This is a genomic window from Flavobacterium sp. FG139, assembly GCF_057809695.1.
The window spans coordinates 1-24,932 of sequence record NZ_JBMDKL010000022.1 but is presented as its reverse complement, the minus strand read 5'-3'; the positions used below and the strand labels follow the sequence as shown (position 1 = coordinate 24,932).

Annotated in this window: 17 protein-coding genes; 10 read left to right on the top strand and 7 right to left on the bottom strand. The window is 36.2% G+C overall.

From position 1 onward, the window contains the following. Positions 1-88 precede the first annotated feature (88 nt). Complete coding sequence (locus ACODSI_RS14585) at positions 89-1,087, bottom strand: GntR family transcriptional regulator (RefSeq protein WP_488917589.1); 999 nt, start codon at positions 1,085-1,087, stop codon at positions 89-91. A gap of 103 nt (positions 1,088-1,190) precedes the next feature. On the opposite strand from ACODSI_RS14585, the gene ACODSI_RS14580 reads away from it, so the two are divergent. From ACODSI_RS14580 to ACODSI_RS14550, 7 genes are all read left to right on the top strand, one after another. Further along, the gene (locus tag ACODSI_RS14580; RefSeq protein WP_488917588.1) at positions 1,191-2,243 is read left to right on the top strand and encodes an aldose epimerase family protein; all 1,053 of its coding nucleotides are present in this window, start codon (positions 1,191-1,193) and stop codon (positions 2,241-2,243) included. Between the two features lie 3 nt (positions 2,244-2,246). Further along, positions 2,247-3,326 carry a glycoside hydrolase family 53 protein gene (locus ACODSI_RS14575; RefSeq protein WP_488917587.1) on the top strand — a complete coding sequence of 360 codons (1,080 nt, stop codon included), beginning with the start codon at positions 2,247-2,249 and terminating at the stop codon, positions 3,324-3,326. 2 nt (positions 3,327-3,328) lie between these two features. Then, the gene (locus ACODSI_RS14570; protein WP_488917586.1) at positions 3,329-4,339 is read left to right on the top strand and encodes a glycoside hydrolase family 53 protein; all 1,011 of its coding nucleotides are present in this window, start codon (positions 3,329-3,331) and stop codon (positions 4,337-4,339) included. 6 nt (positions 4,340-4,345) lie between these two features. Then, complete coding sequence (gene galA / locus ACODSI_RS14565; protein ID WP_488917585.1) at positions 4,346-6,766, top strand: beta-galactosidase GalA; 2,421 nt, start codon at positions 4,346-4,348, stop codon at positions 6,764-6,766. A 21-nt stretch (positions 6,767-6,787) separates the two neighbouring features. Beyond that, positions 6,788-7,957, top strand: a complete 1,170-nt coding sequence (galK, locus tag ACODSI_RS14560) for a galactokinase (RefSeq protein WP_488917584.1) — start codon at positions 6,788-6,790, stop codon at positions 7,955-7,957. A 92-nt stretch (positions 7,958-8,049) separates the two neighbouring features. Further along, positions 8,050-9,102 carry a UDP-glucose--hexose-1-phosphate uridylyltransferase gene (locus tag ACODSI_RS14555; protein WP_488917591.1) on the top strand — a complete coding sequence of 351 codons (1,053 nt, stop codon included), beginning with the start codon at positions 8,050-8,052 and terminating at the stop codon, positions 9,100-9,102. A 1-nt stretch (position 9,103) separates the two neighbouring features. Further along, on the top strand, positions 9,104-10,774 hold the full coding sequence (locus ACODSI_RS14550) for a sodium/sugar symporter (protein ID WP_488917583.1): 1,671 nt from the start codon (positions 9,104-9,106) through the stop codon (positions 10,772-10,774). Positions 10,775-10,831: 57 nt separating this feature from the next. On the opposite strand, the gene ACODSI_RS14545 is transcribed toward ACODSI_RS14550, so the two are convergent. Beyond that, positions 10,832-11,413 carry a MiaE family protein gene (locus tag ACODSI_RS14545; protein WP_488917582.1) on the bottom strand — a complete coding sequence of 194 codons (582 nt, stop codon included), beginning with the start codon at positions 11,411-11,413 and terminating at the stop codon, positions 10,832-10,834. Positions 11,414-11,474: 61 nt separating this feature from the next. Here ACODSI_RS14545 and ACODSI_RS14540 point away from each other — a divergent pair, with 61 nt between their 5' ends. Continuing rightward, complete coding sequence (locus tag ACODSI_RS14540; RefSeq protein WP_488917581.1) at positions 11,475-12,701, top strand: glycosyltransferase; 1,227 nt, start codon at positions 11,475-11,477, stop codon at positions 12,699-12,701. A 221-nt stretch (positions 12,702-12,922) separates the two neighbouring features. Here the strand turns inward: ACODSI_RS14540 and ACODSI_RS14535 are convergent, their stop codons facing one another. From ACODSI_RS14535 to porU, 5 genes are all read right to left on the bottom strand, one after another. Next, positions 12,923-14,542 carry a dihydrolipoamide acetyltransferase family protein gene (locus ACODSI_RS14535; protein ID WP_488917580.1) on the bottom strand — a complete coding sequence of 540 codons (1,620 nt, stop codon included), beginning with the start codon at positions 14,540-14,542 and terminating at the stop codon, positions 12,923-12,925. A 2-nt stretch (positions 14,543-14,544) separates the two neighbouring features. Then, entirely contained in the window at positions 14,545-15,543 is a 999-nt protein-coding gene (gene pdhA / locus ACODSI_RS14530; protein WP_488917579.1) for a pyruvate dehydrogenase (acetyl-transferring) E1 component subunit alpha, read from the bottom strand. A 173-nt stretch (positions 15,544-15,716) separates the two neighbouring features. Beyond that, positions 15,717-16,199 (bottom strand): cytidine deaminase, encoded by a 483-nt coding sequence (gene cdd, locus ACODSI_RS14525; RefSeq protein WP_488917578.1) that lies wholly within the window; start codon positions 16,197-16,199, stop codon positions 15,717-15,719. Between the two features lie 71 nt (positions 16,200-16,270). Further along, complete coding sequence (gene porV, locus ACODSI_RS14520) at positions 16,271-17,464, bottom strand: type IX secretion system outer membrane channel protein PorV (protein WP_488917590.1); 1,194 nt, start codon at positions 17,462-17,464, stop codon at positions 16,271-16,273. Between the two features lie 83 nt (positions 17,465-17,547). After that, entirely contained in the window at positions 17,548-21,375 is a 3,828-nt protein-coding gene (porU, locus tag ACODSI_RS14515; protein ID WP_488917577.1) for a type IX secretion system sortase PorU, read from the bottom strand. A gap of 200 nt (positions 21,376-21,575) precedes the next feature. Here porU and gldJ point away from each other — a divergent pair, with 200 nt between their 5' ends. Together gldJ and ACODSI_RS14505 are read left to right on the top strand one after the other, a co-directional pair. Further along, positions 21,576-23,294: a gliding motility lipoprotein GldJ gene (gldJ, locus tag ACODSI_RS14510; RefSeq protein WP_488917576.1), complete on the top strand. Its 1,719-nt coding sequence runs from the start codon at positions 21,576-21,578 to the stop codon at positions 23,292-23,294. A 62-nt stretch (positions 23,295-23,356) separates the two neighbouring features. After that, positions 23,357-24,640 (top strand): UDP-N-acetylmuramoyl-tripeptide--D-alanyl-D-alanine ligase, encoded by a 1,284-nt coding sequence (locus ACODSI_RS14505; RefSeq protein WP_488917575.1) that lies wholly within the window; start codon positions 23,357-23,359, stop codon positions 24,638-24,640. Positions 24,641-24,932 lie beyond the last annotated feature (292 nt).

The window sequence follows — 24,932 nt, the reverse complement described above, 5'->3', positions numbered from 1 at the left end:
CAGAGCACCTCGTTTACACCGAGGGGGTCGGGGGTTCGAACCCCTCATCGCCCACAGAAAACTTCAACAGAAATGTTGGAGTTTTTTTTTATAATGAATTCCTAATAATCAAAGAACTCTTGTTCTCTATTTGAAATCTCTTATTTTCCAAAATCATCTCTGCCAACAATATTCCCATCTGACCAAAATCGGTTGATATGGTTGTAATTCCATTTTCAACTACTTTTTTTAATGGTGTTTCATTATAAGAAATAATACCAAAATCGGAACCAATCTCAAGATTTTGTCTTTTGGCTTGCTCAATAACATCCACGAGATGACGATCATTCGGAATGATAAATACTTCACCGTTTTTAATTATTCGATTTTCAAAGGTGGTCACAAGTTCTTTCTCAAACGAGAATTTATTACAAAATTTCTCAAAACCCTCGACCATTCCTATAGGCTCTTTGTTACCAGGAAAAATCAAAATCAACTTTCTATACTTATCAAGCCTTTGTTTTCCAGCCAAAAGAGCTTCATACATATCCTTCACAAAATTTTGATGAACCGAGGGATAATCAATCAATTCAGTATTCGTTTGATCTAAAATATAAACATCATTTTTAGGAAGCGATTTAATTATAGAGGAAGCTCCTTTCAAATTAGTAGGCATTATGATGTATTTAGAATAGTTCCCATTACTCTCATTAATCAATTTTTTAAACATCTCAATATTAAAGTGATGAAAGAAAATATCGATTTGTGCTTTATTATCCATTGCTTTTAAAAAAGAATTATAAATATCTTCCTTAAAACTATTCAATTCATCAAAAAGCAAAAATATGCGTTGCTCGAAACTAAACTCCACACTTTTTACATAATATCCTTTTCCTAAAATAGCATAGACAATACCTCTTTTTTTCAATTCATCATAAGCCAACAAAACCGTATCTCGCGAAATTGAATATTCCAAACTCACTTTATTAACAGATGGTAATTTATCGTTCCGTTTTAGTCTATTTTCAGCGATTGCAGCTTCAATAGAGTGAACTATTTGTTTGTATTTGGGCAAAACCGAAGTCTTATCTATTGCGATAATTTTCATTTAAAATGCATTAACTGGTGGCAAGATACAAAAAAACTGGTAGGTACTGGTATGGTTTAAAATCACTAATACATACATTTGATATTATTTTAATAAAAAATCAATGTTAAAAAAACATTTTTCACAATTTAGTAGTGCTTCTAACAAGAAATCATTTGGAAAATTGACAAACGGAACTGAAGTACTATGTTATACTTTAAAGAATAAAAATGGTTTAAAAATGAAAGTCATCAATTATGGTGCAACCATTACCTCTTTAAAAATCCCTGTTTCTTTAAAAAACAAGGTTGATGTGGTTTTGGGTTTTGAAAAATTAGAAGATTACATCAATTCATTTGAATTACCCAGCGCTCCTTATTTAGGCACTTTAGTAGGACGCTTTGCAGGTCGTATTCATAATGCACAATTTACACTAAATGACAACACCTTCAAGTTAACACAAAACCATGGCAACCATCAACTCCATGGTGGTTTCGAAGGATTTAGTAAAGCTATTTGGCAAGAAGTTTCCTTTTCAACTGATAAAAATCCATCACTAACATTACAATACATTAGTAAAGATGGTGAAGAAAATTTTCCAGGCGAAGTAACCACACAAATCACCTATACACTAACAGAAGAAAATGAATTGAAAATTTCAATGACTTCAACAACAACTGTAGATACCATTATTAATTTAACACAACACAGTTATTTTAATCTTGATGGCCATTCGGAAGACATTGTAAATCAGAAACTGTTGGTAAATTCACATAAAACTTTAGAAACCAACATCAATAATATCCCAACAGGGAAATTTTTCGACATCGCTAAAACACCATTTGACTTTGGCACACCTAGAGAGTGTCCTACAAAAATTGACAATACTTTTGTATTAAATAAAGAAAACGAATTAGCTGCTTGTTTTTTTAGCAAAAAAAACAATCTAAAGATGTCCGTTTTCACCAATCAACCTGCCGTACATATTTATGTTGGAGGCAATTGTTTCAATCAAATTAGAGGAAAAAAAGACGTTAGTTATCATCCTCTAAGTGGCATCTGTTTCGAGACTCAAAATTTTCCCGATGCACCCAATCACGAACATTTTCCAAATTCTATTTTGAAAAAAGGCGATACATACTATCATAATACTACTTTTAAATTTGAAAAAATATAAGCTATGAAAAAGATAAATGCTATTTTAATATTGGTGCTAACGTTGAGTTTGTTTTCATGTTCCTCAAATGACAAGCCTACACCCACACCAACGCCAACAACTGATGATTTTATTAGAGCGGCTGATGTATCTTATTTGCCCTTAATAGAGAGCGAAGGCACCGTATACAAACACAATAATGTTGCTGAAAATGCCATTACAACCTTAAAAAATGCTGGTTGCAATACAATACGAATTCGTTTATGGAAAGACCCATCCGATTCGCATTCAGGATTAACAGAAGTTAAAGCCTTGGCTCTTCGAGCGAAAAATGCAGGAATGAAAGTTTGGTTAACAGTTCATTATTCTGATACTTGGGCAGACCCAGGAAACCAGACCAAACCAGCAGCTTGGCAGAGCTTGTCATTTACCGATTTGAAAATTGCGGTAGCCAATTACACTTCCACTATTTTGACCGAAATTCAACCCGATATTTTTCAAATTGGAAATGAAACTAACGACGGAATGTTATGGCCTGAAGGTAAATTATCCACCAACGAATCGCAATACTTACAGTTGCTTCAAACAGCAAGCTCCACCATCAGAAGTCAATCACCTTCTACCAAAATAATGCTCCACTATGCAGGTATAACAGGTTCCGATTGGTTTTTTAGTAAAGTAGCCAACATCAGTTACGACTATATCGGACTTTCTTACTATCCAATTTATCACGGTAAAAGTTTAACTACGCTTCAAAACTCGATGAATTCTCTTGGCCAATTATATAACAAAAAAGTACTCATCGCCGAAACCTCTTATCCGTTTACTTTCGGGTATAACGATTACACTAATAATATCGTTGGACTCCAAAGTCAAATTATTCCTGATTACGCCGCTACAAATGACGGTCAAAAAGCCTATTTATTAGCCTTAAAAAACATGATAAAACAAAGTTCTAAAGGCATCGGATTCTGCTATTGGGGTGCCGAGTGGGTTGCTTTTCGTGGTCCAACAGCTACCAACGGTTCAAGTTGGGAAAATCAAGCTTTATGGGATTTTAATAATAATGCACTTCCTGTAATGGATGCTTTCAGTCAAAATTAATTATGAAAAAAGTACTCATTTTAATTGCGTTTTCAATTGCTTTTACATCGTGTAATAGTACTAAAACTACTTTCGCAAAAGGAGCCGATATAGGTTGGTTACCCCAAATGGAAGCCACCGGATATAAATTTTACGACCAAGATGGAACCGAAAAAAACTGTCTTCAACTGCTAAAAGATCGAGGTATGAACTCCATTCGACTTCGCGTTTGGGTAAATCCTAACGATGATAAGACAAGCGGACATTGCAGTAAAGAAGAAACTGTTGCCATGGCTTTACGTGTTCAAAAAATGGGCATGCGCATCATGATTGATTTTCACTATTCCGATTCTTGGGCAGATCCAGCCAAACAAAACAAACCCGAAGCTTGGAAAAACCATTCGTTTCCAGAATTGCTAAACGACGTTTACAATCATACTTATGAAGTCATTGCAGCTTTGAAAAATGCAGGGGTCACTCCAGAATGGGTTCAAGTGGGCAATGAAATTCCGGGCGGAATGTTATGGCCTGATGGAAGCACGAATAATTGGGTACAACTCGGACAACTTTTAAACAAAGGCTATGATGCTGTAAAAGCCGTTGATGCCAAAATTAAAGTTATTGTGCATGTGGATGAAGGCAACAATAATGCAAAATTTAGAACTTTTTTTGACAACGCAACAACTCAAAAAGTAAAATACGATGTGATTGGCATGTCGTATTATCCTTATTGGATTAAAAAAGACTATACAGAAACTATTGCCGATTTACAATTCAATCTCAACGATATGGCTTCGCGTTATGGCAAGGAAGTGATGGTTGTTGAAGTCGGTGGTGAGGATGATAAAGTTCAAAACACCTACGAATTATTAGCCGCCACCATTAAAGCCGTTAAAAATGTTCCAAACCACAAAGGGCTTGGCGTTTTATACTGGGAACCACAAGGCGCTAGAAACTGGAGTCAATATGCTTTAAGCGCATGGCAAGCGGACGGTAAACCTTCACCTGCACTCGATGCTTTTAAAGAAAACTAGAATTATATGACTATCATTTCACTACGTAACTATTACACAACTGTATTTCTCTTTCTTACAGTAATCAGCGCTCCAATTGTGGCACAGAAAAAGACAAGTTTGGACGAAGGATGGAAATTCCATTTTGGCAATGCCGCTAATCCAGATAAGGATTTCAATTACAGTACGGCAACCATTTTCTCTAAATCAGGTGCTGCTGTCAATACGGCGATCGATCCAAAATTTGTGGATACTACTTGGACCTCCATAAATGTTCCTCACGATTGGGCAGTGGAATTACCTTTTGAAAATTCAACCAATTTTGACGTACAATCACACGGCTACAAACCAGTAGGCGGATTTTATCCAGAAACCAGTATTGGTTGGTACCGCAAACATTTTTCTGTCGATAAAAAAGACAATAACGACCGGTTCGAAATTCAATTTGACGGAATTTACCGAAATGCCTCCATTTGGCTGAACGGCTTTTTTGTAGGCACGAATATGAGCGGTTATGTTGGAGCAACTTATGACGTGACCGATTACATCAACTTTGATTCTGACAACACTCTAGTGGTGCGTGTAGATGCTACACAATATGAAGGGTGGTTTTATGAAGGCGCTGGAATCTACCGTCACGTTTGGCTCAACCAACACAATAACCTTTACATTCCTGAAGGCGGCTTGTATGTGCTACCTGAAGTAAAAGATAAAAATGCAATTGTAACCATAGAAACTACCGTTGAAAATAAAAATTTAAACGCTTCGCAAGGCTCAGTGTATGCCTATATCACCGATAGAAATGGGAAAATTTTAGGAAAAACCAGTGAACAAAAAGTAGTTTTACCTATCAATGGAAATGCAACTGTAAAACAAAAACTCACTATAAATAATGCTCATTTATGGAATCTTGATGACCCATATTTATACCGAGCAATTGCAGTCGTGAAAAAAAATGGGGTAATTGTAAATCAAAATAAAAGCACATTTGGAGTACGAACCATTTCCTTTGATGCCAAAAAAGGATTTTTCTTAAACGGAAAACACCTCAAGATTCAAGGCACCAACAACCATCAAGATCATGCTGGAATAGGCAGTGCCTTACCTGATTATATGCAATTTTACCGTATTCAGTTGTTAAAAAAAATGGGGTCAAATGCCTACAGAACGAGTCACAATGCTCCTACTCCAGAATTACTACAAGCCTGCGACAGCCTGGGAATGCTGGTTTTAGACGAACAACGATTGCTCAACAGCAGTCCCGAATACCTCAGCCAATTGGAACGTCTTATTAAAAGAGACCGAAATCATCCTTCTGTTTTTCTTTGGTCGATTGGCAATGAAGAAGGTTGGATTCAAAAAACAGCACACGGTAAAAAAATCGCACAAACATTATTAGCCAAACAACACGAACTTGATCCTTCGAGAACGAGTACGTACGCGGCCGATATGGGCAATGAATTTAATGGTGTAAACGAAGTCATTCCGGTACGCGGATTCAATTACCGTGAATATGCTGTAGCCGATTACCATCGGGATCATCCCAACCAACCGCTCATCGGTACCGAAATGGGAAGCACCGTTACCACACGCGGAATTTATGAAAAAGACAGCATCCGCGCTTATGTTCCCGATCAAGATATCACAGCGCCTTGGTGGGCAAGCAAAGCAGAAACATGGTGGAAACCAGCCGCAGAAAACGACTATTGGATGGGAGGATTTGTTTGGACCGGTTTCGACTATCGTGGTGAACCAACACCTTACAAATGGCCCAATATCAATTCCCATTTCGGAATAATGGATGTTTGTGGTTTTCCTAAAAACATCTATTACTACTACCAAAGTTGGTGGACTAATGAAGATGTCTTACATATTTCTCCTCATTGGAACTGGCCAGAAAAAATCGGCAAACCTATCGACGTTTGGGTCAATTCGAATGCTGATGATGTGGAACTCTTTTTAAACGGAAAAAGTTTGGGCAAAAAAACCATGCCGCGAAACAGTCATTTGCAATGGCAAGTCATGTACGAACCAGGAACTTTAGAGGCCATCGGATACAAAAAAGGTAAAAAAATTACCTCAAAAGTTGAAACTACTGGTCAAGCTTTAAATGTAGTTTTAACCCCTGACAAAACAATACTAACTGCCGACAGAAAAGACGCTACAGTAATTAATGTATCTTTTACAGACGATAAAGGTCGTGAAGTGCCAATTGCCGATAACATGGTAAAATTCTATCTAACCGGTGATGCCAAAATAATTGGTGTGGGCAATGGCGATCCAAGTTCACACGAACCCGACAAATGTACTAACGGAACGTGGCAACGCAGCGCCTTCAACGGCAAATGCCAAATCATCATTCAAGCAGGAAAATCGATGGGCAATGCAACTTTGGAAGCTAAATCCAACGGGTTACATTCGGCTTCAGTCAAACTAACTCTAAAATAAAAGTCACTACTTTCTATACCCATGAAAAAGAAATTAATTGAGCAAACCAGCGCACATTTTGAAAAATTTTTTCAATCCAAACCCGAAAACATCTTCCTTTCGCCAGGCAGAATCAACATTATTGGCGAACACGTAGACTACAACGACGGCTTTGTGTTACCAGCAGCCATAAACAAATACATTTGTTTTGCTGTTTCCAAAAACACAACTCCTGAGTGTACTATTGTTGCCAAAGACTTAAATGAAACGTATCACTTTGATTTGAACGACAACTTGAAGCCCACCAACAAAATGTGGGCCAACTACATTTTAGGAGTATTGCATCAATTGAAAGAAAAAGGCGCAAAAATTCATGGCATAAACATCGTTTTTAGCAGCACTATTCCAATGGGTGCCGGACTTTCTTCTTCCGCTGCCTTGGAATGTGGTATTGGTTATCTCATGAGTAAATTATTTGATTTGGGGTTAACCAAAGAAGAAATTGCGCTAATCGGACAAAAATCAGAACACACTTTTGTAGGTGTAAACTGTGGTATCATGGACCAATTTGCTTCCGTTTTCGGAAAGAAAAACAAAGTCATCAAACTCGATTGCAACACCTTAGAATACGAATACCACAAAGCCGACTTTAAAAAATATTCCTTACTTTTATTGGATAGTAATGTAAAACACTCACACTTGACATCAGGGTATAATGACCGACGAAATGAAGTAGAACAAGGCTTGGCCATCATCAAACAGCATTTCCCAGAAGTAAAAACATTCCGAAATTGCACCGAAAATATGATTTTGGAATTGAAAGAACAATTGGGTGAAACTATTTTCAAACGCTGTCATTTTGTGGTCAAAGAAATCCAACGAGTTCAAGACGCTGTGAATGCCATTGAACAATCCAATTTCAAGAAATTGGGAAAATTGATGACCGAAACACATTATGGTTTGTCAAAAGAGTATGAAGTAAGTTGTGATGAAATCGACTTTTTGGTAAACGCCGTTCAAAATGAAAAAGCGGTTTTAGGCGCCCGAATGATGGGTGGCGGATTTGGCGGTTGCTCGATAAATTTAGTCGAAAAAGGGTCTGAAAACGAACTCATTCAGAAAATAAGTCAGCTATATCAAAACCAATTTGGAATCGAATTAAAATCGTATAAAGTCAAAATTTCAAAAGGAACAACAGCCTATAAAAATTAATTTGGGCGTTCCCCAAGGGTCGGGCTTTCGGCTTTATGCCCGAAGAAAAATCGGGCGATACCGCCTCAATCCCTAACGCAAAACCACACAAGATGCAAAAATTCAACAATAACGAACATCCCCATAGAAGATACAATCCATTATTAGACGAATGGATTTTGGTTTCACCCCATCGCGCCAAACGACCATGGCAAGGTCAAAACGAAAAAATAGCCGAAGACAATCGCCCAGAGCACGACGAAAACTGCTATTTATGCTCGGGAAACACACGTTCTAACGGAATCCAAAACGACAATTACACCGATTGCTACGTCTTTGAAAACGACTTTTCAGCACTTCTAAAAGAAGAAGTTTTGTATGAAAATCATGCCAAACCGTTATTTCAATTAAAACCCGAACGCGGCATTAATAAAGTCGTTTGTTTTTCACCCAAACACAATGCAACACTTCCCGAAATGGAAGTTGCTGAAATTGAAAAAGTGGTTAAAACTTGGAAACAACAATACATTGAATTGGGCAGTCACGACTATATCAATTACGTTCAAATTTTTGAAAATAAAGGAAGCGTAATGGGTTGTAGTAATCCGCATCCACACGGACAAATTTGGGCACAATCGTCGTTGCCCACACAAGTTGAAAAAACACAAAAAAACCTGCGTTCATACTTCGACAAAAACAAAACTAGCTTACTGAAAGACTATTTAGAGGAAGAGTTAAAACTACAAGAACGCATTGTACTAGAGAATGATCATTTTGTAGTTCTCGTTCCGTTTTGGGCTACTTGGCCTTATGAAACGCTAATCATCAGCAAACGTCACTTTGGAAACATCATCGCCATGACCAATGACGAAACTACAGCATTTGCCGAAATCATAAAATTGATTACTGTGAAATACGACAATCTTTTTGAAACGTCATTCCCCTATTCATCCGGAATTCATCAGGCACCAACCGATCGAGTTTCGCACCCAGAATGGCATTTTCATATGCATTTTTATCCGCCATTATTGCGTAGTGCTACTGTAAAAAAATTCATGGTAGGCTATGAAATGCTGGGTGAAGCGCAACGCGATATTTCACCCGAACAAAGTGCGAAAATTTTACGAGATTTACCAAACCAACATTATAAAACTAAAACCAACTAATATGCAAACCTTAGCAACCAAAGACTATATCGTGTTCTTTCTGTATTTCATCATTATTGTGGGATACGGATTTTGGATCTACAACCGAAAAAAGAAAGAACAAACCAGTAGTAAAGATTACTTTTTAGCCGAAGGTTCGCTAACGTGGTGGGCCATTGGTGCGTCACTCATTGCCAGTAACATTAGCGCCGAACAATTTATTGGTACCAGTGGTAGCGGTTTCAAAATGGGATTGGCCATTGCTACGTATGAATGGATGGCAGCGGTAACATTAGTCATCGTAGCTATTTTCTTTATGCCGGTGTATCTTAAAAATAAGATTTTCACCATGCCACAATATCTGAACAAGCGTTACAACAGTAATGTTGCCATGATTATGGCGGTATTTTGGTTGTTGCTTTATGTCTTTGTAAACTTGACTTCTATCCTTTATTTAGGCGCTTTAGCTATTAGTAGTATTTCGGGATTAAACCTATCGCTTTGCATGGTTTTCCTAGCCTTTTTTGCGGTAATGATTACTCTTGGCGGTATGAAAGTTATTGGATATACCGATGTAATTCAGGTGTTTTTCCTGATTTTAGGCGGATTAATAACCACCTATTTGGCCTTAAATTTAGTAGCAAAAGAGTTTGGTTCAGACGGAGTAATCAACGGATTTCATTTGATGACATCTCATGCCAGTGATCATTTTCATATGATTTTTAATACATCAAATCCGAATTATATGGATTTACCAGGACTTTCGGTCTTAATTGGCGGAATGTTAATCATCAATTTGAACTATTGGGGTTGCAACCAATACATCACGCAAAGAGCGTTGGGTGCCGATTTAAAAACAGCTCGTGGCGGAATCTTGTTCGCAGCTTTCTTAAAATTATTAATGCCCATTATTGTGGTTTTACCAGGAATTGCTGCTTATGTATTGTACCAAAACGGACATTTCCATACTGAAATGCTACAAGATGGCAGTGTCAATCCGGATAGAGCGTATCCAACCTTATTAAATTTATTACCCGTTGGATTGAAAGGACTTTCTTTTGCTGCTTTAACGGCTGCTATTGTAGCCTCATTAGCTGGAAAAGCCAACAGCATTGCGACCATTTTTACTTTAGACATATATAAAACCAAACTGAATGTTGATGCTGATGAAAAAAAATTAGTGAACATTGGAAAACTAGCTATTGTTGCAGCAATGCTGATTGCCGTTTTGGTAGCGCCATTTTTAGGCATTGGCAAAAAAGGCGGATTTCAATTCATTCAAGAGTATACCGGTTTTGTTAGTCCTGGTGTATTTGCCATGTTTATTCTAGGTTTCTTTTGGAAAAAAACCACTTCCAATGCCGCATTATTTGCTACCATTGGCGGATTCATTTTCTCCATTATTTTCAAATTCATGCCGTCCTTTGTGAATTTAGCCTTCTTAAATGGTTTTGGATTTGCCGTTCCGAATGAGAGTGGCGTTTATGAAATTCCGTTTATCGACAGAATGGGATTTGTATTCTTAATCTGCGTTATTGGAATGTATTTCATTAGTACGTATGAAACCAGAAAAGGTATTCAAACCAACGGATTAGAAGTAGACCGCACCATGTTTAAAATGTCACCAAGTTTTACGGTTGGCATGCTCATCATTCTTTCTGTAGTAGCTGCCTTGTATACTATTTTTTGGTAGAATTTAATTTTTACTCCATAAAAAAAACGCCTCACTATTGAGGCGTTTTTTTTATTTTTATCCGTGAACGGTTTCTGATTTTCCATAATTGGAGATTAATGCACCTTCAAACTCAAGCCATTCGTTCCAACGTTTCTCGACGTCAACTTTTTCTGAAAACTTTCGAGCAAAGTTTAAAAATGTAGTGTAATGATGAGCTTCACTAATCATTAATTCTCTATAAAATTCGGCCAATTTTTCATCTTTAATATTCTCTGACAAAACTTTAAAACGCTCACAACTTCTAGCTTCAATCATCGCAGCAAAAAGCAAACGTTCAATTAAAGCATCATTTCTAGTACCGCCTTTTTTAGTAAATTTTACCAATTGATTGACATAATCGTCTTTTACTTCACGACCAAATTCAAATCCGCGCTCTTTAATAATATCGTGAACCATTTGAAAATGCTGCATTTCTTCGATGGCAATTTTAGCCATTTCGGTAACAAGCTCTACATTTTCAGAATTGTTGGTAATAATGTACAAAGCATTGGAAGCTGCTTTTTGTTCGCACCAACAATGATCAGATAAGATCTCTTCTAAATTAGATTCGGCGATATTGGCCCAACGTGGGTCGGTTTTCAATTTTAGTCCTAACATTTTTGTAGAATTTTAATTTGTTGTAAAATTAAATCTTTTCTTTGTAATAGTAATTGATAGTATGCAAAATTCTAAACGTTTATTAGTGATTGGCTTTGTTTGGCCCGAACCCAAATCGTCTGCAGCTGGGAGCCGAATGATGCAGTTGATGGCTTTGTTTCAAACTGACGGTTATCACATTACTTTTGCCAGTACAGCTAAAAATCTAGAGTTTTCAGAAGATGTATCTACCTTAGGAATAGCCACAAAAAACATCGAATTGAATGCATCTTCTTTTGATGCATTTGTAAAAGAACTCAATCCGACTGTAGTTTTGTTTGACCGCTTTATGGTGGAAGAACAGTTTGGGTGGCGCGTTTCAGAAAATTGTCCTAATACCTTAAAAATACTCGACACCGAAGACTTACATTGCTTACGATTAGCGCGACAATTGGCCGTAAAAGAACATCGTGAATTTACTAACGAAGATTTGTATTCTGATGTAGCAAAGCGAGAAATTGCGAGTATTTTACGTTGTGATCTGTCGCTGATGGTATCCGAATTTGAAATGGAATTGTTGCATAATCAGTTTAACGTTGGTAAAGAATTATTGTATTATTTACCTCTTTTTGCCGAACGATTAGAAGAAATTCCAACTTATGACGAACGAAATGATTTTGTGTTCATTGGAAATTTTTTGCATGAACCCAATTGGGATTGTGTCAAATATGTATCGGAAACTATTTGGCCCTTACTGCATGCTAAATTACCTGAAGCTAAACTTTTAGTTTATGGTGCCTATCCAACGCAAAAAGTTTTGGAATTACACAAACCGAAGCAACATTTTTATATTATGGGAAGAGCTGATGATGCTTTAGAAGTCATTAAAAAAGCGAAAGTGGTTTTGGCTCCGATACGGTTTGGCGCTGGCATAAAAGGAAAATTATTGGAAGCTATGCAATGTGGCACACCAAGTGTGACTTCATCCATTGGTGCTGAAGCGATGGCTGGAACTTTGAATTGGAATGGTTTTGTAAAAGACGATGCAAATGAATTTGTTGCAGCTGCTGTAGAACTTTATGAAAATGAAGCGTTGTGGCGAAAATGTCAGGATAATGGTTTTGAGATTTTGGAAAAACGGTATCAAAAGTCTCTTTTTGAACATGATTTTATTGCCGCAATTCATTTACTTTTAGGAAATTTGAAGTTGCATCGAAATGCTAATTTTATGGGAGCCATTTTGCAACATCATTTGGCTTCAAGTACCAAATACATGAGTAAGTGGATTGAGGAGAAGAATAGGAAATAGTTTTTTAGCCACAGATCAAATGGATTATACTAATTTTTACAGATTTTGTTTCTTTAAACTGATTTCTATTCAATACAAATTCTATCTAGCCCTGATTGCAGTGGTACGAAGTAGAACGAAAAGCAGGAATACCGAAACCAAGAATGCCCGAACTATTCGCTTCAAACCAAAAAAATCCCGAACATTGCTGAACGGGATTTAATATTTATGGTGTTTTATGATTACGCCAGCATGGTCACTGGATTTTCAATAAACAATTTTAATGTTTGTAAAAATTGAGCACCTGTGGCGCCATCTATAGTACGGTGATCGCACGCTAACGACAACATCATGGTGTTTCCAACTACAATTTGACCATTTTTAACAACTGGTTTTTCTACAATTGCACCTACTGAAAGGATGGCTGAATTGGGTTGATTGATGATCGAATTGAATTCTACAATTCCGAACATTCCAAGATTAGAAACCGTGAAAGTACTTCCTTCCATTTCGGTTGGTAGCAATTTTTTAGTTTTAGCTCTTCCGGCTAAATCACGAACTCCAGCACCAATTTGAGACAAGCTCATAGCATCGGTAAAACGCAATACAGGAACTACTAATCCGTCTTCAACAGCTACCGCCACACCAATATTTACATGGTGGTTGATGGTGATGGCATCTTCTTTCCATTGCGAGTTGATTTTTGGATGTTTTTTCAAGGCCATGGCGCACGCTTTGATGACCATATCGTTGAATGATACTTTGGTATCGGGCACCGTATTGATCATTGCTCTTGATTGCATCGCTTCGTCCATGCTCACTTCAATAGTTAAATTATAGTGTGGTGCCGTGAAAAGCGATTCGGCCAAACGTTTCGCAATGATTTTTCGCATTTGCGAATTTTTGATTTCTTCGGTAACCACTTCTCCTACTGGAACAAATGGTTTTGGAGTTGCTTGCGCTTCTGGTTGCGACACCGTTTGAGGAGCTGCTGCTGGAGCCGAAGCAGTGAAGTTTTCTACATCACTTTTAACGATTCTTCCGTTTTCACCAGAACCTTTTACTTGAGAAAGGTTGATACCTTTATCTTTTGCTATTTGTTTTGCTAATGGAGAAGCAAAAATTCTTCCATTGTCTGAATTGGTTGTTCCTTGAACCGGTTGTGTTGCGGCAACTGGAGCAGCCGTTTCTGTTTTAACTGCTACAGGTGCATCACCACCTTTTGAAAAGTTTTCTGCTATTCCAGTAACATCCGTTCCTGCTGGCCCGATAATGGCTAAAACGCTATCTACAGGTGCTGATTCACCTTCGTTAATACCGATGAACAATAATGTTCCTGCATTAAACGATTCAAATTCCATAGTAGCTTTATCGGTTTCAATTTCAGCAAGAATATCACCTTCTTTTACTGTATCACCTACTTTTTTCAACCAAGTGGCAACGGTTCCAGTAGTCATGGTGTCACTTAAACGTGGCATTGTGATTACCTTCACCCCAGCTGGTAATGCTGCTGGAGCACTAGCAGTGGTGGTTTCTTCTTTTGGAGATTCAGGAGCTTTTGTTTCTGCGACTTCAGCTTTCGGTGCTGGAGTACCTCCTGCTAGTAATGCAGAAATATCTTCACCTTCTTTTCCGATAATTGCCAAAAGTGAATCAACAGGTGCAGATTCTCCTTCTTGAATTCCGATATGTAGTAACACACCTGAATTGAAAGATTCGAATTCCATCGTAGCTTTATCGGTTTCGATTTCGGCTAAAATATCACCTTCTTTTATTGTATCACCTACTTTTTTAAGCCAACTTGCAACAGTTCCTTCTGTCATAGTATCGCTCAAACGAGGCATTGTTATTACTGTTGCCATAATTATAATCTATGAGAAATGAAAGGATAATTTTCTTGATCGTACACCACATCGTACAATTGTTGTGCTTCTGGAAACGGAGATTCTTCAGCGAATTTTTCACATTCGTCTACTAAATCTTTTACGCGTTGATCCATTGCTTCAATTTCTGCTTCAGTAGCATAATTGTTTTCTTTGATGATGTCTAAAACTTGAGTAATTGGGTCGATTTTTTTGTATTCTTCAACCTCTTCTTTGGTTCTATACAATTGCGCATCCGACATAGAGTGTCCTCTATAACGGTACGTTTTCATTTCTAAAAATGTTGGTCCGTCACCACGACGTGCTCTGTCAATTGCTTCTTGCATGGCTTCAGCTACTTTTACCGGATTCATTCCGTCAACTGGTCCACAAGGCATTTCATACCCTAATCCAAGTTTCCAAATATCAGTATGGTTTGCAGTACGTTCTACAGAAGTCCCCATGGCATACCCATTATTTTCACAAATGAACACTACAGGAAGTTTCCAGTTCATTGCCATATTGAAGGCCTCATGAAGCGAACCTTGACGCGCAGCACCATCCCCAAAATACGTTAAAGTAACACCACCTGTTTCAAAGTATTTATCGGCAAAAGCCATACCTGCACCTACTGGAATTTGAGCACCCACAATTCCGTGACCGCCATAAAACCCGTGTTCTTTAGAGAAAATGTGCATGGAACCACCCATTCCTTTAGAAGTTCCGGTTACTTTACCATACAATTCTGCCATAACTCTTTTTGGATCAACACCCATTGCGATTGGCTGAACGTGATTACGATAAGCGGTAATCATTTTGTCTTTAGACAAGTCCATAGCATGAATTGCTCCTGCTAAAACTGCTTCTTGCCCATTATATAAATGTAAAAATCCTCTAACTTTTTGTTGAATGTATACAGCAGCTAATTTGTCTTCAAATTTTCTCCAAAACTGCATTTCTTCATACCATTGAAGGTAGGTTTCTTTTGTAATTGGTTTCATTTTTTAATGAATTACGTTGATTAATTGTATTGTAATCGCTCCACAAATTGCGAATTCTCAAATTTGCGAATTGCAAAAGTAAGATATTGATAGTAGATGTAAAAATAATTACGAATGAAAATGCTATTTTTTAATAACTGTTTTCATCGAAATATCAACTACATCGATATAGCTTACAGCGATGTTTTATCAAACGAAAGCGGCAATAAATTATTGATGGAATCTGATTTATATACTTCGCCCGATTCGCCCATGAAATAAATTTCGATTGGAGCATCTTGTTTGAATTCATACTCTGCAATAGATTGACGGCAGGCACCACAAGGTGGAATTGGGGATAGCGTTGGATTAGTATCTGACGCTGCAGTAATAGCTAATTTTACAATTTTGGCATTAGGATAAATCGCTCCAGCTTGAAAGATAGCCACTCTTTCGGCACACAAACCCGATGGATAAGCGGCATTTTCTTGATTGGACCCTAAGACGATTTTGCCATTATCTAATAAAATTGCAGCGCCAACTCTAAATTTTGAATAAGGAGCATACGCATTTTTTCTAGTTTCTATGGCTTGATGCATTAACGACTGAATATCGTTAGGCAAATCGCTCATTTCGTTAAAAACTGAAATGGTAGTGTTAATGTTGATTTCTTTCATTTGTTTATAGAGGAAAAAAAATCCAAATTTCAAAAACTGAAATTTGGATTAGAATTAATTTTTAAATCATATTATAAATCATCGTATTTATCACCGAAATTAAATGTTAGTGAAAAACGAAGTGTATTTTCTAATGGGTTTTTAACTTTTGAAGCAGAGAACAAATAGGAAACGTCTACTTTTACTACGTTGTATTTGAATCCAGCACCAAGAGAGAAAAACTTTCTAGCGCCTTTTAGTGGACTCTCATGAAAATATCCCAAGCGCATGGCGAAGGAATCTTGATACGAATACTCGGTTCCAACAGAATAGGTAAATTCTTTTAATTCTTCTGAAAAGCCACCTGGTGCATCTCCGAAGGATTTGAACATCCCAGAAACCCAGTTAATTTTTTTGTAATTATCATTATTAATTGCTCTTGCCGAAGCCTCTTCTGTAGCATCAATAGTGCCGTCGTTATTCAAATCGACATACACTGGCTCTTGTGGTGTTGGCACTAATAATTTAGCAAATTCTACGTTCAAGGCAACTTTATTGTATTCGTCTAGAATAAAATCAAATCCACCACCTAGACGCATGTTAGCTGGTAAGAAGTTAGATGAAATATCATTTTTGGTATTGTCATAACTAATTTTTGGTCCCATGTTTTGGAAGTTGAATCCCAAACGGTATCTACCATTAAAATCATTAAACGCAATTTCTTCTGATTGAAAGAAACCTGCCACATCAACTGCAAAAGAACTTCCAGGAACGGCATCCGTATTTACATCCGCAATTTTTAAATTGGAACGAATGTATCGTCCACCCACAGCCATACTAAAATGGTCACTTAATTTTAGGGAATACGAACCGTCTAATGCTAATTCGTTTGGTTTAACCACATTGGCTGGATCATCAAAGTTTTGTCTCAATTCGATTTCACCCAAACTAAAATAACGCAAACTTCCAGCGAAAGCACTTTTCTCGTTAATTCTATTATAATAGTTTACCTGACCTAATGAAATATCGTTTACCAACTGCGTTAGATATGGCGTATAACTTATTGCAAAACCTTGTTTATCTAATGCAAAAGCATATTTAGCAGGATTCCATTGTTGTGAGTAAGCATCCGCAGAAGTAGCTACACCTTGGTCTGCCATACCTGCGGCTCTCGCATCTGCAGCAACCAATAAAAATGGTACACCAGTTGTGATCACTCTATCTTGGGCATTCATTATTTGATTGGTAACAATAAAAAACAATAAAAATAAAATACTTCTACTCATTGGCAAAGATTTTATTGTGGTGTATTGGTGATTCTTCGATTTCATTTTTTAACTCTGAATTATTTAACAAATATAGTACTTTCTTATAGGATAACAAGTTTTTCTATTTTTTCTGCCTTGTTGCCAGAAATTGTAGACCGAACGGTTAGTTTGTAAATGTATACACCTTTACCTATTTTATCTCCAAAATCGTCTTTACCATCCCAAATAATGTCTCTAGACAAAAAGCCTTCTGTAGTAACCGTTTGGTTAATCGTTTTTACAATTTTACCTGTTATAGTCATTACTTGAACCTGAACTTCTAAAGGTTCGTAGGGTTTATTATGGCTGAACCAAAATTGGGTGTAATTCACAAAAGGATTTGGATAATTTAACACATTACTTAAGGTTACATTTTCACTATCGGCTACCACAAATTGGATGTCAGCCGTAACAAAATTATTGTATACATCCCAAGCTTTGAAGGTAATGGTATGCAATCCTTTAGCTAAATTTCTGAATGGATATCTGATTTTTCCTTTGGTGTAATCGTTTAATTCGGTCTCGTAATAATCGTTTAAAATGTAAGGCTTTGTTGCATCACCATCTAAAATGGCTACGATATCATGACCTATTCCACTAGCGGTGTTAATTCCGTGTTCGTCTTCAAGATACGCTAAGAAAAAAGGAGATTCATTAGTAATTCCACCATTGACAAACGATTCGTCGTTCATGTACAGTTTTACTCTTGGCGCAGTAACATCAGCCACAGCGTTGGTATTGATTCCTCCTACTTTAATATCTAAATTATACCCTGTTTTATCTAACAGAATTTGGTTTCGCTTTGCATAAAAACTAACTCTTCCGTTGCCTAACGGAATTTTAATATCCCTTGGCACTACAAAACCAATATCAAAAGTTCCGTTATTGATAGAAGCATTTCCTCTAAAAATAGTTTCGCCCAAATTGATAAAACTTATAGGAGGACTATACCCATCATTATCTAGCGTTGACTTATTATAATTTTTATCGAAAACATTCACTGCCAAATCGCCATTATAATAAGTCAGCACATTACCATTTTGATCTTGAACTTCACCCGACAGCTTCACGTAACTCAATGCTTTGAGGTCGTCGACAGGTTGTGACATTGGAACGTCATTGATTTTGGTCAGCACCACTTTGGGTTTAGGAATCGCAAGCATTAACGCTGGGTCACCCAAATAAGAAGTAACTCTTATTGCCGAACCATCGTTGCTAATTCCTTTTGTTTGGCGTAATGCCTCGGCAATTGAAACATAGTTATTATAACCATTTCCAAATAATATTTGTGATAATGTGGTATTAAATGCAAAAGCATAACTAATTTCTCTAGTGGTGGTTACCATCGATATCGCGCCACCTTTAGGATTCCAATAGGTATATTCGCCAGCAGTTGGTTTGTACGGATTGTCAAATCTCGAAAACTGACATGTAATCGTTATAAACAATGGATAACGGTATTGATTGTGAAAGTTATAACCATCCAATTTGTCCCAAAGTCGTTCACCAGTCAAGCCGTCTTCTCCTCCGTGTCCTAAAAAATTAAAAACCAATGCGCCTTTCTCAAAAGCATTTATCATATCTGATTTTGCTTCTGGATAACGATCACCTCCAGCCGAGGTTTGTTGCTGGTAGGAATCCAATAGAATTTTTTTGAAATTTATAAAAGGATTGTTTGCATAAATAACATCTGTCAAAAGATTCTGAGCATCTTGCAAAAGATAATCTCCCGATTTATCCGTATCATCAGATATCGCCACATAATTATTTCTCCAACTGCCATAAGACTTGATATCATGATACTCAATAACTTTATTAATCATCTCTTCTGCTTGCTGAACCGAGGATACCAACATACGACCCACAGCAATATCTGGCTCACCATAATTCGAATCTAAGTTTCCTTCATTACTATCGACCATTACAAAATAATCATCAGATGAAAAGGAAGAAGAGGTTTCAGTATAACTATTAACCGAATGATAAATAGGAACAACATTGGTGTTATTAGGTATACGGTTTTTAAAATCAAAAGAAGCGTCACCAAATAAATTCACATATTTAACTCTTGTCGCTGTTGAAGAAGCATTGAAATAGACATATTTTATAAAATTTCTTATAGCCCCTATATCTTGTTTTCCACTCCCAAATTCTTGATAAATCAATTCTAAATCCACCACTTTCACATTAAGATTAGAATAACCCCTATGAAAATTAGCCAATTTTTCAGCTTGAGTACGTAAAGAGTTGGGGGTAATTATAAGGTAATCTATGTCTTGAAAGTTTCCTTGAGCATCATTAAAAATAGTTCCTTTTAAATCTTGATTAGAAACTGAAGTATTTTGCTCTTTGGCTGGAATATAGATATCAGAATCATCTACTGCAATGTATTTTTTGCTGCTTCCAAGATTAGATTTAAAAGTGAAATTACTTTGTGCCGAATTGACAACAGAGGTAACATTATAAATATCAGTAATATCCCATATTTGGGAAATTGAAGTTGCATTTGAAATTTGATATTCTACAATACCTGTTTGTGTAGCGGCATTATTATAAGTAAAACGAAATTGTTTACCGTATCCTATTAAATTACTTTTTGCAGTAATACTAATATAATCTAAATATCCTTTAGAGGTTGGCACACCACTATTATTGTAGGTCAATTTAACACTAATATTTTGATTTGGTGTAAAAGCAGTATTCCCTGTCAAATAGGCCTCAGCAGCCACATTTCCTGAATTCAACGTTACATCGGGCAAGGTCATAGTACCCATATTTTGACCATTAACGGCTACCGCAAAAGAGGTGTCTACTATAGAGTTAGCACCGGTATGAACTGTAATTTGTGCCGGACTAGTAGTTACAATATTAGGGAAAGAAAAATCAAAAGTTTGTTCATTCGTTATACTAAAATTTTCTCCAAACCATGTTCTACCCAACCGACCAATATTAGTTAAATCAACCTCATGAAACTGATAATCATCAAATGTGGTCAAACTTAACGTAGGACTACCAGATGGTTGCGCCAAAGTGGTAATTCGTTTACCATAAGAACCTTCTACATTAATATAGTAGTATGCTCTATCAGCGTATAAATTGAGATGGGTATTGTTTTCTTGACTCCAATTATCCATTCCTTCGGCATAAAACAAGACGTAGTCGTTATCATCAAAAGACCCATCATCCTCACCTATAACCTGAATAGCGTTTTCTTCTATATCAAGCGGATATGACACACTATTGGATAAAGGTGCCATTCGACCACCATTACCATAAATCTTAATTTTTTTAGGATCTAAATTATTCAAACTTACACCTAAATCAGAAAGAAAACTTTTGGACAATTTATAAACACCCGATTTCTGCACGTAAAAACGTTTCCAAGTCCCAGTGGCAAGAACAGAATTTGTAACACTAACCACATTTTGAGTATTGTTTTTATTGGTATTTAAAGAAAAAGTATACGAATAATTAAAAGACTTTACTTTTTTGTATCCATTTTCATCCTTTACAATCGGAGAAAAGGCAAGCAAAATAGTATTTTGATCTCGAGCAATAGTATTTCTAATGGTGGCTTTAATAGTATTTGGAATGGCTGTTTTGTTTAAATCTCCAAGTTGAGAATCGTTTATGGATTCATAAATTAAATTTGTAATTTGTAAAGAACTTTCGTTAATCAATTGTGATGAAGGAAACTTTTTCACGAAGCTGATTTCTTTTTTTACAAAATCAAAATTATAACTATCTGACTGAAATTGAGGGATATTCAATTTAACATCGCCAAAGGAATAGTCGCTTTTATCAATCCAATCAACATTAATTGAGCCCGATTGTTGAGCCTTAACAATCAAACTGATAAACAGAAACACTAAAATACTAATCTTTTTCATTGATAGCAATAACGCAATTTTAATTTAAATATTACGATTGGTAAAAATAAAATTATAATTCGGTTATTACAATATTATGTAAAAAATGACGTTAAGCATTAAGTAATGAAAATATTTTTTTCTAATAATCACAAAAAGATGTTGCAATATCAAGGTTAATTCTTATATTGCGCCTCGAAAATTTATTACCTACTAAGAGTATGAAAGTTAACAAAATTATGGCAATCAGGTTGTTACTAGTGTTAGCAATGATGGCAAGTTTTTCAAGTTGTAGTAAAAAATCCAACAACAAAGGTGGATCTAGAGCTACAGGCTGGAAAATTAACGACAAAAAAGGAGGGTTTCAGTATGCTTCTAAATTCAAGAAACAAGAAACTGGCCCTGGTTTAGTTTTAGTTGAAGGAGGAACATTCACAATGGGTAAAGTTGCTGATGATCCAATGCACGATTGGAATAATACGCCAAATCAACAACACGTTCAATCATTCTATATGGATGAAACTGAAGTTACCAACCTAATGTATATGGAATACCTAGATTGGTTAAAAAGAGTTTTTCCTCCAGAAGAAGATAATTATAAAAACATTTACGAAGGCGCTTCTCCCGATACATTAGTATGGAGAAACAGATTGGGTTATAATGAAACCATGACAAACAACTACTTGAGACATCCAGCGTATGCTGAATATCCTGTAGTAGGTGTAAACTGGATTCAAGCAACTGAATTTTCTAAATGGAGAACCGACCGTGTTAACGAGTCTGTTCTTGAAAGAGAAGGATATTTGAAAAAAGATGCAAAAGTTGCTGATGTAAAAGCAGAAGCTACTTTTAGTACTGATACCTATTTAGCAGCGCCATCAAAAACTTTTGGAGGTGATGATAAAATTGTTTTAAAAGGACCAAGAAATTCAAAAGCTGCTGGAAAGGGTGGAACTAAAGGTGCTGATGGTACTACAAAAGAAGCTAAAAATGTTTACGCACAAAGAACATCTGGTTTAATTTTACCAGAATACAGATTACCAACTGAAGCAGAATGGGAATATGCTGCTGCTGCAGATGTAGGTCAAAGAGAATACAACGTTTATAAAGGACAAAAGAAATATCCTTGGTCTGGAAGTTATACACGTTCTAGCAAAAGACAAATCAAAGGTGATCAATTGGCCAATTTTAAACAAGGTAAAGGAGATTACGGTGGTATTGCAGGTTGGTCTGATGACGGAGCTGATATTACTAACAAAGTTAAATCATATCCACCAAACGATTTTGGATTGTATGACATGGCTGGAAACGTTGCAGAATGGGTTGCTGACGTTTACAGACCAATTGTAGATGACGAAGGAAACGACTTCAACTATTTTAGAGGTAACGTTTACATGAAAGATAAAATCGGCGAAGATGGTAAAGCTGAATTGGTAACAGCAGAAACTCAAAAATTTGACACTATGCCAAACGGTAGAGTGATGGCAAGAAATTTCCCAGGTCAAATTGCTCAAGTTCCAGTTGATGAAAAAGAAACTTATTTAAGACAAAACTTTGATAAGAGTAATGAAAAGAACTATAGAGATGGTGACAAACAATCTACTAGATATTTCAAATTCGGAGAATCAGAAGAAGGTGACGGTAAATTAAAACCAGAACAAAGAATGTATGATTCACCTGTTCACAACGTATCTACAGATAGTATCGGAAACATGATTCGTAAATACGACAAATCAAGCAAAAGAACAACTTTAGTTAATGATGACGTTAGAGTTTACAAAGGCGGATCATGGAGAGATAGAGCTTATTGGTTAGACCCAGCACAAAGAAGATACTTCCCACAAGATATGGCAACTGATTACATTGGATTTAGATGTGCAATGTCTAGAGTAGGACCAAAATCAGATTCTAAAAAATCAGCAAGAAATAAAAAAAGATAATTCTTTACATAATAATTCAAAAGCCCTTTAATTAGGGCTTTTTGTTTTTAAAGATATTTAAAATGACAATAGCAGAAATTCATAATTTATTTTTACAATCAAGTGGAGTAACCATAGATACTCGAAAAATTGAATTGAATTCATTATTTATAGCGCTTAAAGGCGAACGATTTGACGCCAATACATTTGCACAAGAAGCTTTAGACAAAGGAGCATCCTATGTTATAATAGACAATAAAAACTACTACATTGACCATAGAACGATTTTAGTGAATGATAGTCTAATTACTTTACAAGAACTAGCCAAATTCCACAGAACCTCTTTAAAACTTCCTATAATAGCACTTACAGGAAGTAATGGAAAAACCACAACGAAAGAACTAATTCAAGTTGTTTTATCAAAAAAATACAACACTAAAGCAACTGTTGGCAACCTAAACAACCACATTGGCGTGCCATTAACCCTTTTGTCTTTCACGTCTTCCACCGAAATCGGAATTGTAGAAATGGGTGCCAATCATCAAAAAGAAATCGAATTTTTGTGTAAAATCGCGCAACCTGATTATGGTTACATAACCAACTTTGGAAAAGCCCATCTTGAAGGATTTGGCGGTATCGAAGGCGTTATTAAGGGTAAAAGCGAGATGTACAACTACCTACAAAATAATCATAAAAAGGTTTTTGTGAATTATGATGATAGCATACAAGAAGAAAAAACAAAAGCTATTGAACGAATTACCTTCAGCAGAACAAATGAAAACAGCGATATATTTATTAAAAAAGTTATTGCTAATCCATTTGTGACAATAAACTATAATAACACCACAATAACATCACATCTAATTGGTCTGTACAATGCCAACAATATCAATGCTGCTATCACAATAGGCCATGCATTCAATGTTAGCAATAATGATATTAAATCAGCATTAGAAAGCTATATCCCAGAAAACAACAGATCCCAACTACTTACTAAAAACAGTAACGAAATCATATTAGATGCATACAATGCCAATCCTAGCAGTATGCTTGTGGCGCTAGAAAATTTTATACAACTTAAAAATCCCAACAAAATTATAATTATTGGAGATATGTTCGAACTCGGAGAAGATAGTATAAAAGAACACAAAGCCATTGTAGACCATTTAAAAACTAATTCTGGCATTAAATGCTTCTTTATAGGAAAAGATTTTTATTCAAATAAAACCGAAAACAGTAACCATTCGTTCTACCCTACTTTTGAAGATTTTACAGGATTTTTGAAGAATAACAATTTTTCAAACAATACCATCTTAATCAAAGGATCAAGAGGAATGGCATTAGAAAGAGCTTTAGATTATATCTAGTCATAACTGATATACTGCAATACATACTTTAATCATTTTAGCGTTTCCCTTTGGGTCATTCTTTTGGCTGTATCTTTACTTTTTTAAAGAAAAAAGTAAAGAATGCCGCTTTAATCCCTCACGCAGTTTAGCTCTAAAGATTAAATTCAGTTTTAATCGAATCTTTGTCATAACAAAAAAGAATGCTGCGAACTGAACTGTTTTAAAACGAGTGAACACGCTACACCTATAAAAACAAAAAAAACCCTTCATTTTCATGAAGGGTTTTAAAAAACAAGGCGGCGACATACTC